At 54.0% G+C, this 12,445-nt stretch carries 8 protein-coding genes; all 8 read right to left on the reverse strand.

The annotated features are described in order from the left end of the window. Positions 1 to 74: 74 nt before the first annotated feature. Positions 75 to 1,385, reverse strand: coding sequence for a phosphate ABC transporter permease PstA (gene pstA / locus sS8_RS15915; RefSeq protein ID WP_119630468.1), 1,311 nt, complete (start codon positions 1,383 to 1,385; stop codon positions 75 to 77). After that, complete coding sequence (gene pstC, locus sS8_RS15920; protein WP_119630469.1) at positions 1,378 to 2,757, reverse strand: phosphate ABC transporter permease subunit PstC; 1,380 nt, start codon at positions 2,755 to 2,757, stop codon at positions 1,378 to 1,380. The genes pstA and pstC overlap by 8 nt, the downstream gene beginning before the upstream one ends. 79 nt (positions 2,758 to 2,836) lie before the next feature. Next, positions 2,837 to 3,892 (reverse strand): PstS family phosphate ABC transporter substrate-binding protein, encoded by a 1,056-nt coding sequence (locus sS8_RS15925; RefSeq protein ID WP_232020332.1) that lies wholly within the window; start codon positions 3,890 to 3,892, stop codon positions 2,837 to 2,839. A gap of 182 nt (positions 3,893 to 4,074) precedes the next feature. After that, the gene (locus sS8_RS15930) at positions 4,075 to 5,037 is read right to left on the reverse strand and encodes an alpha-L-glutamate ligase-like protein (RefSeq protein ID WP_119630471.1); all 963 of its coding nucleotides are present in this window, start codon (positions 5,035 to 5,037) and stop codon (positions 4,075 to 4,077) included. A gap of 4 nt (positions 5,038 to 5,041) precedes the next feature. Next, on the reverse strand, positions 5,042 to 6,571 hold the full coding sequence (locus tag sS8_RS15935) for an inactive transglutaminase family protein (protein ID WP_119630472.1): 1,530 nt from the start codon (positions 6,569 to 6,571) through the stop codon (positions 5,042 to 5,044). Between the two features lie 52 nt (positions 6,572 to 6,623). After that, positions 6,624 to 7,154, reverse strand: a complete 531-nt coding sequence (locus tag sS8_RS15940; protein WP_119632838.1) for an ATP-dependent zinc protease family protein — start codon at positions 7,152 to 7,154, stop codon at positions 6,624 to 6,626. 234 nt (positions 7,155 to 7,388) lie between these two features. Next, entirely contained in the window at positions 7,389 to 8,003 is a 615-nt protein-coding gene (locus sS8_RS15945) for a c-type cytochrome (protein WP_119630473.1), read from the reverse strand. A 225-nt stretch (positions 8,004 to 8,228) separates the two neighbouring features. Next, positions 8,229 to 12,422 (reverse strand): DNA-directed RNA polymerase subunit beta', encoded by a 4,194-nt coding sequence (gene rpoC / locus sS8_RS15950; protein WP_119632839.1) that lies wholly within the window; start codon positions 12,420 to 12,422, stop codon positions 8,229 to 8,231. Positions 12,423 to 12,445: the final 23 nt, after the last annotated feature.

The raw sequence follows: 12,445 nt of genomic DNA on the forward strand, positions 1-12,445 counted from the left end.
TCCATAAATGAATTCATACTTGGACCTATATTACCTTTGCGACGGGGTGCACAAGCTCGGTATCGTGATTACCATTACCAGCGTCGTTCGAAGCGCCTGCGGATATAAACCGCCAACCCGTTCATGAATATCAAAAACAACAGCAGTACCATGATCGCGGCCGAGGTACGCTCGACAAAGCCGCGCTCCGGACTATCGGCCCAAAGAAAAATCTGCACCGGTAGCACTGTGGAAGGTTCCATGATGCTCCCGGGAACATCGACAATAAAAGCCACCATACCGATCATTAGGAGCGGAGCGCTTTCGCCAAGCGCGCGGGCCATACCGATGATTGCCCCCGTCATCATCCCGGGAACGGCCAGCGGCAGGACGTGATGAAACACCGTCTGCATCGGGGAAGCACCAACGCCTAGCGCCGCTTCGCGAACGGAAGGCGGAACCGCCTTCAACGCGGACCGTCCGGCAATGATGATAACGGGGAGGGTCATCAAGGTGAGTACCAGACCACCGACCAACGGTGAGGATCGCGGCAATCCGAAGAAATTGATGAATACCGCGAGTCCCAGCAAACCAAATACGATCGATGGAACCGCAGCCAGGTTATTGATATTGACTTCGATGAAATCGGTCCAGCGATTGCGCGGCGCGAATTCCTCCAAGTAAATCGCGGCGGCCATGCCAATCGGCAGCGAGAGACCGAGGGTTACCAGAAGCGTAAACAACGAGCCCATGACGGCGCCCCATATCCCTGCCAATTCCGGTTCACGCGAGTCGCCGGACGCAAAAAAGGCTGTGTTTAACGATTTTTTGATTCGACTTTCCGCCTCGAGCTTGTCGATCCAAGCGATCTGATTATCTTTGATGCGCCGATCAGCCTCGACCCCGGTCCGCTCCAGCTGCCCTTTGACGAACATATCGACATCGTCGTCAGCGAGAACCCACACCCGCCCGGTGCTGCCGACAAGATCCGGCCTGGCGAGAACCTGAGCACGAAGATCAAATGAAGCACCTACGCTGACGAGGCCGTAAAGCGACCTCTTTGCCCGGCGCTCTTTTACATCCGGGAAGAGCGAGCTCATGGCGTTTTTCAAAAGTCGGTCATAATTCCCTTCCATAAGCGTGTTTGGGTCACGCCTGCCCTCGGGATCGATCAATTGAGGGTCGAAATAGATGTCCAGTCCTATGAACGTCTGTTGAAAAGCCGTATACCCCTTGGAAATGATGCTTCCGAACAGAATGACCAAAAAGCACAAACCGAGAACGATAGATACAAGCCCATAAAGTTGGAAGCGTTTCTCGGCCCGTCGCCGCTTCACTAAACTGGCATGGACGATGTCTATCGTCCGACGGGAATATTGGCCCGAGACGTCGGAGATCTCATTCATACTGTTCTCGATATTTTCGCACAACGTGCAGTGCCACGATATTCAAAGCCAAGGTAGCCAAGAAAAGCACCAAGCCGAGCGCGAAAGCCGCCAAGGTTTTTGGACTATCGAACTCCTGATCGCCCACCAATAGGGTTACGATCTGGGTCGTGACGGTGGTGACGGCCGCAAGTGGATTGGCCGTGAGATTCGCCGTCAATCCCGCCGCCATAACCACGATCATGGTTTCCCCAATCGCGCGAGACACTGCCAACAAAATCCCTCCCACGATGCCGGGCAAGGCCGCCGGTATGATGACTTGTCGTATCGTTTCGGATTGGGTCGCTCCCAGCGCGTACGCGCCGTCCCTAAGCGATTGAGGCACGGCATTGATAAAGTCGTCGGAAAGTGATGACACGAAAGGAATAATCATGATTCCCATGACCAGTCCCGCGGCCAGTGCGCTTTCGGAGGAAACGTCGAGGCCCAGACGCCCACCCAGGTCGCGAACGAACGGAGCCACCACCAACGCTGCGAAGAAACCGTAAACAACCGTAGGTATTCCGGCCAGAATTTCCAGAAGAGGCTTGGCCGTGGCGCGAAACCTGGAACCCGCATACTCCGATAAATAAATAGCGGACAGCAAACCGATTGGAACCGCCACGAACATTGCAATCAGGGAAATCAGAAGCGTGCCGACGAACAGCGGCACGGCGCCGAAAGCCCCGGAGGAGCCGACTTGATCTTCCCGGATCGCCATCTGCGGACTCCAGTCCAAGCCGAAAAGGAACTCGGTAATGGGTACTTCCTGAAAAAAACGAATCGACTCGAAAAGAACCGACAAGAGGATGCCAATCGTCGTGAAAATCGCAATCGTCGAACAAGCGATCAAGAAGATCGTTACTGATTTTTCCACATGATTCCGGGCCCGGTGCTCTTTGCTGATTCTCTGGCGGGCGTACGCCGCACCGGTGATAGCCACGGAAATAGCCAGCAGGCTTAGCAAACGGTTGCTCATCTCCTTGAGCTCGAGATAGTGATTCGCCGCCGCTTCGATAGCGGGGTCGGTTTCCGATGCAACGACGCCGCTCGCCACATTTCGAATGTCGTTAATCAACAAACCGAGCCGATCAGGCGACACTGAGCTGAGTTCTTCCGGAAGTGCCGAAACAACAAGCTGGATTACGATGGAGTTTTCGAAGGCGGTCCACAGAAATAGGACTAATAATGCCGGAATGCCACACCACAGCGCGGCAAAATAGCCGTAATAATTCGGTAATGAATGAAGACTTCTGACCGTTCCACCGGCGACTTGTAAAGATCGCCGGCGGCCGATGAAGTAGGCAGCGGCACTCAGCAGTACCAGCAGGAACAGAAGCGTGGATTTCTGCATTTCTAAGGCAAGTCCTCGAAAAACAACCGACCGGGAGTGATTCCCGGTCGCTGAAGTGCCGCTTCTCGAATGACTTTTGTCACATCGAGTAGTTCTTCAAACTTTTTGCATTCTGCGCGACCTCCTTGCGCTCCGTGTCTGACAACGGAATCAGACCCTTATCCGAAAGATAGCCTTCTTGCCCCATGGCCTTTTCGCTCGTGAACTCCGAAAGATAGGCCTCGATTCCCGGAATCACACCAACATGGGCCTTTTTAACATAAAAGAATATTGGCCGGGAGATTGGATATTCCTGGGCGGAAATCGTGTCGTAATCCGCAGCAACCCCATCAATAGGAATGGCGGAAATTTTGTCGCCATTTTGGTCCAGGAAGCTAAATCCGAAAATTCCCACGGCATTAGGGTTGGCGGTAAGTTTTTGAACGATCAAGTTGTCGTTTTCTCCCGCCTCGATATAAGCACCGTCCTCTCTGACTGTGTGGCAAATTCCTTTGAACTGCCCTTTGTCTTTTTCCTTCCAAGCCTTGATCCAACTAAAAGCTTGGCAGCCGCCTTCCATTCCCAATTCGGAAAACGCGTCTCGCGTACCGGAAGTGGGCGGAGGCCCCAACACTTCGATCTTGGTATTCGGTAAAGCCGGATTGATCTGGCTCCAGGTCGTGTACGGATTATCAACCAGCTTGTCGCATTCCTGGCAGGACGGATCCGGCACCTTCTTGGCGAGCGCCAGGAAGATTTCGCGCCGCGTCAATTCCATCTGTGGCGCGGACTTGGCGTGGGCCAACACGATCCCGTCATAGCCGATTTTCACCTCGGTTATTTCCTTCACGCCAGCCTTTTGGCAAGCGGCGAGCTCAGACTTTTTCATGCGCCGCGATGCATTGGCAATGTCGGGATACTGAACTCCCACTCCACTGCAAAAGAGCTTGATGCCGCCACCGGTTCCAGTGGATTCGATTTTCGGCGTCTTGAATTTACCTCCCCTGCCGAACTGCTCCGCCACAACCGTCGCAAACGGATAAACGGTAGAAGAACCTACAATACTGATGTAATCGCGCGCCACTTCGGCGTAAGCCTGACCACATAGCAGCGCCATCACTATTGCCGCCCTCGACCCGAAAAATTCGATTTTCACTATTTCCCCCCGTCGTCAATCATGTACATGTCACAAGCCGATTCCGGAAACGGGCTCGCCCGGACGTATTTTTAGCAAAGAATTGTTACCGTTATATTTCAGTCGCAACAGAGACGAACGCCGCCTCAAGTTCGGGCAGCATCAGCAGACACTGGCGTCGGAACCACATGCGGGCCGAAAAGTTACAGATTGGAAACCACCAACTGCTGCGCCAATCTGACCCGCTCCTCTATGGAAATCGGAATTTCAGACATGCTCTCGATTTGCCGCAAACGAGGCAGAATGCCGGTTTTGTTGGCCAACTGGATACTCAGGCCCGGCCGAGCGTTGATTTCCAGCACCAATGGACCAAAATCTTTGTCCAGAACAATATCGACACCAATAAATCCCAATCTCACCAAGTCGTGGCAGCGAGCCGTTAACGCGAGAATTTCGCTCCAATATGGAATTTCCAAGCCCGCTAGCGTGCCGCCCGTATCCGGATGTTGATCGACGGGCGTGTCACGCCAGACGCCGCAAAACGTTCGCCCACTGGCCAAATCGATCCCAACCCCAATGGCACCCTGATGCAGATTCGCTTTGCCGTCCGATAGCCGCGTCGGAAGCCGCATCATCGCCAAAACCGGTACCCCTCGAAATACGATCGTGCGAATGTCCGGCACTCCTTGATAGCTTATCGGTTCAAACAGCGGCTCGAACTTGACCCGATATTCGATCAGCGCCGAATCGGGTAAACCGCCCAAACTGTACATTCCGCTCAAAATATTGGAAATGTGATGTCCGACTTCATCGTCGCTGGCCAGGGTGCCGTTAGCTTTTCGATGTCGGCCGTTCTGGCGGCCGATGATGATTAGGATTCCCTCTCCGCCGCTGCCGTGTGCCGGCTTTATGACGAAATCCTCGTGGGGCTTGATAATTTCTCGCAACTTCTTAATTTGATGCTCGATCTCGACGATTCCATACAACTTAGGAACGGCAATGCCCGCACTCAGGGCAAGCGCCTTGGTTTTGGATTTGTCATCGACCCAGGGAAAATTTCGGCGTGGATTGTATGGGAGAATGAAATCGGCATTACGTTCGTTCATTCCCATGATTCCCAGGCGACGTAAGCGCGTCCAGGGAAACCGAAATTTCCAAAATCCCATAACCTTAATTTTTCAGTGCCGCTCTGAAACGCCAGAGCTCGATCAGGCGATAACCGGTATAACGCCCGAGTAACAAGGTCATAGCCAGTGTCACCAAGAGAATCTCGGGAAACACAAAGACGAGATGGCCGAGGACTTTACTGCTAATAATGAGATAAGCAAGCGAAGCGACCAACAAGCTTCCCAGACATTGCTTCAAGGCTTCTGCGGGACCGGACTCCTCCCAGACCAAAGACATCCGTTCTATGGTCATGGCCAGAATCACCATTGGGAATAGAGCAATCGAAAGACCACGATCGATACCCAGTTTGTGGCTAAATAAACTGACCGTCGCCATCAGCAAAATGACGATGATCAACACCGAGGCCAAGCGTGGCACAAGAAGAAGCTTCAGATATTCCAGATAGAAGCGAATGAGAAGCCCCGACGCCACGAGCACGGTAAAAAGCATCAGGCCCCACAACAGCTCTGTCTCTCGAAATGCCAATGCAATCAGGACTGGCATGAAAGTGCCGAAGGTCTTGATTCCGATCACGTTGCGTAGAAAGACGATAAAAAAGGCGCCTACCGGCACCAAGAGCAAGACACGGTAAACGTTCTGGGTTTGTACAGGAAGGCTGAACAGGGAGAACTCCATGATACGCGATCCCATTTGGCGCGCCCGCTGTTCGGCCACCAGCGTCATGTCCTGCGAATGTCTCCTTACCGAATATTCAACTTTTGCGTGCTTACCACCGCTCACGTCGAGAATCGGGGAATCTCCCAAATGCCAAACGATGGCTTCCTTGGGAAACCCGTTTTCCGCAGTTTCCGGACCGAACGGCAACCAAACGCCACGATCGAAAACCTCCAGCCAAGGTGTCAAGGTACCGTGACTGATACCGTCTTTAAGTATCAGAACATGCGCCATTCTCGCCGGAATATCCGCAGCGGCAAGCAAGTTTACGATACGGCGAACCCAATCTTCGGGGGACTGAATATCTTGCCGAAGCAGAACCACGTTGGGATCAGGAGTTGGCGCATTAAGACGCAACAACAGTTCGCGGGAGAAACTCGCAGCATCGGCCGATTTGCTGCGCACCTCATCCAGCAAGGCCCATGCGGCCGAACGCATTAACTCGGGAAACTCGGGCACCCGCACGCCGGGTACGGTGAAACTTGCGGTAGGCTCCGCAGCCATAGGATCGCGGGCCAGATTAAGACGGTAATAAAGTACCTGGTAACCCTTCACCCGTCGCACCGCCCACTCCGCAAAGCGCAGGATCCCGTCATCTGCGGTCGTGAGACCATAGTTGCTGGATACGAAATTTTCGTCGACGACCGTGTAACCGATCGGTGTGCGAGGAATCGAAAAGCGTACCTTTACCGGCGCATCTTTCTTCGCCTTAAACTCGATCCGCGCCTCCACGGTCCAAACCTCCGCCTTTTCCGTGGGCAGCAAGGGCAAGCCGAGCCGGGTTACCTTATACCAACACAACGAAACACCAATGGTTACCAAGACCAACGCCAGTATCTTAACGTGCAGGTTCCGCAAGAATTAATCCAACGCTGAGGGTAACAGTCGAACGATACGGCTATTTGCTTTTCTATTGCACGGATTTTTTCGACCGGCAAGGATCGCTATCCGCTTTATACAGAAAGGTGTCCCCGGAGTCGACCAAAGCCACGTCCTTGAGAAAGCTTCTTCCTAAAAGAACCGGATAATTGAAATTGCTACGATCGATCAGTGTAAACTCGGTCTCATAATCTCGTCCGTTTTTGCACAGCACCATCGTCACGACATCGCGCCGGGTCGCGCGTGCCCTGCGCTCCTTGATATAAACCGTTCGAACCCGAGGACGTTCCACGACCACGGTTTTATCATCATCTCCTGCTCCGATCAGCGTGAAACGCACCCACTCCTGGCCGTCCTTCGTGAAGTGCTCGATGTCCTCGGCATGCAAGGACGATGTTTTAGCACCGGTGTCCAGCTTGGCCGTAACTCGGATGCTCCAAGGCTTGAGAAACACGGATTCCAGCCACCCCATGACGGTTTTCTCCCGCATTTCGCCTTTCGCCTCGGCGCCGAAAATCACACCAAAAAGTGCCAACAAAAAGATCAAGATGCCGAATCGCATGACGAAACGGAAAAGTTGCTGCACCCAACTATGCCGAGCCGGATACACGAGCGGCGAAACGCGCTCGTGCTCGCGACAAAGGTGGTATCGATAATCAGCCAACAACGCAAAACAGGCCCAACCACTTATGCTCGTCACCTTCGCCACGCAGGAAGCCACTTGCCGAAGCGAATCTCCGGCAAGTAAAAAACAAAACGGCTTACGAACCGTTCAGATCCTGCGTCCTAGTCGAACCTAGTCTTCAACGACCGTCAATCCCTTCTTCTGGCTTGCATAATAAGCCGAAATATTCTTGATATCCTCATCCGACAACCCCTCTGCAATGCCGTTCATGATCGGATTTTTGCGGGCTCCGGACTTGTAATCCTGTAAGGCTTTGATGAGATAGCTTTCATGTTGTCCGGCAAGTCGCGGAAAATTCGGGTCAGTAGTGTTGCCGTCCTCCCCATGGCATCCCCCACAGCTTTCCGCTTTTCCCTGCCCCACCGCGGCATTTCCGCTAACCGGCAAATTGACGTTTATGGAGCGGAATCTGGACACGTACGCCGCTATATCCTCTATGTCCCGATCGCTCATGGTGGCTGCATTTCCGATCATGCTTCCGTGCTTACGCTGTCCTGAACGGTAGGCCTTAAGGGCCGAGACGACGTAATCGGCGTGCTGCCCCCCAATGCTCGGTACATGATAAGTGGGATAGACGTTCGTGTACCCAGCCACCCCGTGACACCCCTCACAGGTATAAAACTTCGTTCTCCCCGCTTCGGGATCTCCGGCCGCGTTGACGCCAGGAACCATCAACGCGCCAACCAAACCTGCAGCAACCAGGCCCGACAAAGTATTTCTTTTCATTCAGTGTGCTCCAAGAATCTACGGACTTACCAAACTAGCGAAACCGGTACCCGCGATGGATTTCTCCCCCGCATAGACAGCAAAAACCCGGATTGAACCGGGCAGCATGATCAGGACCGAAAAAACCCCAAAATTAAACGGATTATATTACCAATTAATCGCTGTTTGACAATCGTCCTGTCCTACCGGCGACCGATTCGGTAATCGGCCGCCGGTCCGGGTTCCTTACATGCTTAGCGCTTGCTTCAAGGCCTCTTCGACATCACCCGCATCTATCGTCGCAGCGGCTTCGACTTCCTCGCCCTCAGCCAGTTTCGCCCTACGCTTGCGATCCAAATGATAGGCAAGTCCCGTACCCGCAGGAATCAATCGACCAACGATGACGTTTTCCTTCAACCCGAGCAACTTGTCGCTCAGACCGCGAATGGCGGCTTCGGTCAGGACACGCGTCGTCTCCTGGAAAGACGCCGCGGAAATAAACGACTCGGTGGACAGCGACGCTTTGGTGATTCCCAAAAGCACCGGCTCGTAACATGCCGGAATTTTGCCTTCGGCCTCGACCTTGTCGTTTTCCTCCAGCACTCTTGCCCGGTCGGCTTGCTCACCCTTGAGAAAGCTCGTGTCTCCGGGATCGGTGATTTCTACCTTCCGCAACATCTGGCGAATGATGACCTCGATATGCTTATCGTTGATCTTCACGCCCTGAAGCCGGTAGACGTCCTGAATTTCCTTCACCAGATAAGAGGCCAATTCGGCGACCCCACGAAGCCGCAGAATGTCGTGCGGTGTCAGATCGCCTTCGGCAATCGTTTCGCCCTGTTCCACGTGTTCGCCCTCGAACACCGTAATATGACGCCATTTCGGAATGAGGACTTCATGCTGATGTCCGTGAGTATCAGTGATGATGATACGGCGCTTGCCCTTGGTCTCCTTGCCGAAGCTGACGGTGCCTGTCGCCTCCGCCAAAATCGCGGGATCCTTGGTCTTACGAGCTTCGAAAAGGTCGGCAACCCGCGGGAGACCACCGGTGATGTCACGAGTCTTACTCGACTCCTGAGGAATTCTGGCCAACACGTCACCGACTTGTACTAAATCACCATCGTGAATACCGATGATGGCGCCGGCCGGCAGGAAGTATTGAGCCGCGATTTCCGTCGAGGGAATCCGAATGTCGTTCCCCTGCTCGTCGACGAGCTTGACCATCGGCCGCAAGTCCTTTCCTGCACCACCCCTCTGCTTGGGATCGATGACCACCATGGAGCTCAATCCGGTAACTTCGTCAGATTGCTCGCGCACGGTGACCCCGTCAATGAAATCGACCAGTTTGGCATAACCCTTCACTTCGGTAACGACCGGATGGGTATGGGGATCCCAATTCACGACGACCTGACCGGCTCTGACCGGGCTGCCCTCATGAACCGTCAGAACAGCGCCGTAAGGTATCTTGTAGCGCTCACGCTCACGTCCATGCTCATCGATTACGCTGACTTCACCCGAACGCGAAACCGCAACCAGGTTGTTGTCCTTGTTGGCGACAGTCTTAAGATTGGTAAGCTTGATTGTACCCGCGGATTTGACTTCCACATTACTGATGGCGGCCGAACGAGATGCCGCACCGCCGATGTGGAAGGTACGCATGGTCAGCTGAGTACCCGGTTCACCAATAGACTGAGCTGCTATTACGCCGATCGCCTCGCCGATATTGACCTTGTGGCCGCGGCCCAGGTCACGCCCATAACAGGTTGCGCAGACACCGTAACGTGTTCGGCAGCTGATGACCGACCGGACCCGAACGTTATCGACGCTGTGGGCTTCCAATAGATTTACGGCGTGCTCATCCAAGATCGAACTAGCCGTCAAGATCAGTTCCCCCGTGGAGGGATTCCTGACATCTTCCGCCAATGCGCGCCCGAGAACGCGCTCAGCCAGGGGCTCGACCACATCACCGCCCTCGATCAAGGGCGCCATGAGCAGGCCGTCGTTGGTACCGCAATCGTCTTCGGTAATGACCAAGTCCTGTGCCACGTCCACAAGCCGTCGCGTGAGATAACCCGAGTTAGCGGTTTTCAGCGCGGTGTCGGCAAGACCCTTTCGAGCACCGTGAGTCGAGATGAAGTACTGAAGAACGTCCAATCCTTCCCGGAAATTCGCGGTGATCGGGGTTTCGATGATCGAGCCGTCCGGTTTCGCCATGAGGCCGCGCATGCCGGACAACTGCCGAATCTGAGCCGCAGAACCTCGCGCACCGGAATCGGCCATCATGAAAATCGAGTTGAAGGACTTTTGCTCTGCAATCTGTCCATCCGGCATCTCAACCTTTTCGGTGCCCAGTCCTTCCATCATCACCTTGGCGACTTGGTCGTTCGCATGAGACCAGATGTCCACCACTTTGTTGTAGCGTTCGCCATCGGTCACCAAGCCTGATGCATATTGATTCTGAATTTCCTTAACTTCCTGCCCGGCGGCGCGAATGATCTCTTCTTTTCGTGTCGGGATGGCCATATCATCGACCCCGAACGACATGCCGGCACGCGTCGCATGGGAAAAGCCCAAATACATCAGCTGATCGGCGAATACCACCGTGGCTTTGATTCCCAGCGTCCGGTAACAGTAGTTGATCAGCTTGGAAATGGCTTTCTTGGTCATATCCTGGTTGATCATTTCGAACGGGATACCTTCGGGGACGATGTTCCAGATCAATGCCCGTCCCACAATGGTTTCGACACGCTTGAAAACCTTCGTTTTTTCGCCGTGCTCCCCCAGAGTGGTTTCGTTGATTCGAACATGCACCCGCGCCTGGAGATCCACCGCCTTGGTTTGAAATGCGCGCTGAACTTCGGCCACGTCCGTGAAATACATGCCGGTGCCTTTGGCATCGATTCTCTCGCGACTCATGTAATAAAGACCCAACACCACGTCCTGAGTGGGATTAATGATGGGTTCGCCATTGGCTGGCGACAAAATATTGTTAGTCGCCATCATCAGAGTGCGGGCTTCCAGCTGCGCCTCCAGCGACAGCGGGACGTGAACCGCCATTTGATCACCGTCGAAGTCGGCATTGAAAGCCGTACAGACCAAGGGATGCAACTGGATCGCCTTGCCTTCGATCAGAATCGGCTCGAACGCCTGGATGCCGAGTCTGTGCAGGGTCGGCGCACGGTTCAGCAAGACCGGATGCTCCCGGATAACCTCGTCGAGAATATCCCAAACTTCCGCGCTTTCCTTCTCCACCATTTTCTTAGCAGCCTTGATCGTCGTCGCAAGGCCGCGGAGCTGAAGTTTGCTGAAAATGAACGGCTTGAACAATTCCAGGGCCATTTTCTTCGGCAAGCCGCACTGATGCAGCTTCAAAGTCGGACCGACGACGATCACCGAACGGCCGGAATAATCCACGCGCTTCCCAAGCAGGTTCTGGCGAAACCGTCCCTGCTTGCCTTTGATCATGTCTGCCAGCGACTTTAGCGGCCGCTTGTTCGAGCCGGTGATGGCGCGCCCGCGTCGGCCGTTGTCGAGCAAGGCGTCGACAGCTTCCTGCAACATCCGCTTTTCATTGCGCACGATGATATCCGGCGCATTGAGATCCAGCAGACGCTTCAGGCGATTGTTGCGGTTGATCACGCGGCGATACAGGTCGTTCAGGTCCGAGGTGGCAAAACGGCCGCCATCCAGCGGAACCAGAGGACGCAACTCCGGCGGCAATACGGGCAATACCGTCAGAATCATCCACTCGGGACGATTGTTGGACGAAATCAAGGATTCGATCGCCTTCAGGCGTTTCGTATGCTTCTTGATCTTGGTTTCTGAATTGGTCGAATCGATCTCTTCGCGCAGCGTGGCCACTTCCGCGTTGAGATCCATGGTCTTCAGCATCTCGTAGATTGCTTCGGCACCCATTTTTGCGACGAATTCATCGCCATGCTGTTGCACCGCCTGCTGATATTCCTCTTCGGTCAACAGCTGGCCTCGGTTGAGTGGGGACATGCCATGATCGATGACGACATAGGATTCAAAATAGAGAACCCGTTCGATTTCTCGCAATGTCATATCGAGCAGCAACGCGATCCGAGAAGGCAGCGATTTAAGAAACCAGATATGTGCGACGGGGCTGGCAAGTTCGATATGGCCCATGCGCTCCCGGCGCACTTTGGACAGTGTCACCTCTACGCCGCACTTTTCGCAGATGACCCCACGGTGCTTCAGTCGCTTGTATTTGCCGCAAAGACATTCGTAGTCGCTGACCGGACCGAAAATCTTGGCGCAGAACAAACCATCCCGCTCCGGTTTGAAGGTCCGGTAGTTGATCGTTTCGGGCTTCTTCACTTCTCCGTAAGACCAGGACCGAATCATATCGGGCGACGCAAGACTGATGCGAATGCTGTCGAATTCTTCCGCTTGGTTTTGACGCTTTAAGAAGTTAATGAGATCTTTCACAGACGTTCTCC

Source organism: Methylocaldum marinum (assembly GCF_003584645.1).
Lineage (GTDB): Bacteria > Pseudomonadota > Gammaproteobacteria > Methylococcales > Methylococcaceae > Methylocaldum > Methylocaldum marinum.

Excerpts from the sequence above, each read along its gene's own strand:
- pstC (WP_119630469.1), bottom strand. The coding sequence starts at position 2,757 with ATGCAGAAATCCACGCTTCTGTTCCTGCTGGTACTGCTGAGTGCCGCT.
- sS8_RS15930 (WP_119630471.1), bottom strand. The coding sequence starts at position 5,037 with ATGGGATTTTGGAAATTTCGGTTTCCCTGGACGCGCTTACGTCGCCTG.
- sS8_RS15940 (WP_119632838.1), bottom strand. The coding sequence starts at position 7,154 with ATGCGATTCGGCATCTTGATCTTTTTGTTGGCACTTTTTGGTGTGATT.
- pstA (WP_119630468.1), bottom strand. The coding sequence starts at position 1,385 with ATGAATGAGATCTCCGACGTCTCGGGCCAATATTCCCGTCGGACGATA.
- sS8_RS15945 (WP_119630473.1), bottom strand. The coding sequence starts at position 8,003 with ATGAAAAGAAATACTTTGTCGGGCCTGGTTGCTGCAGGTTTGGTTGGC.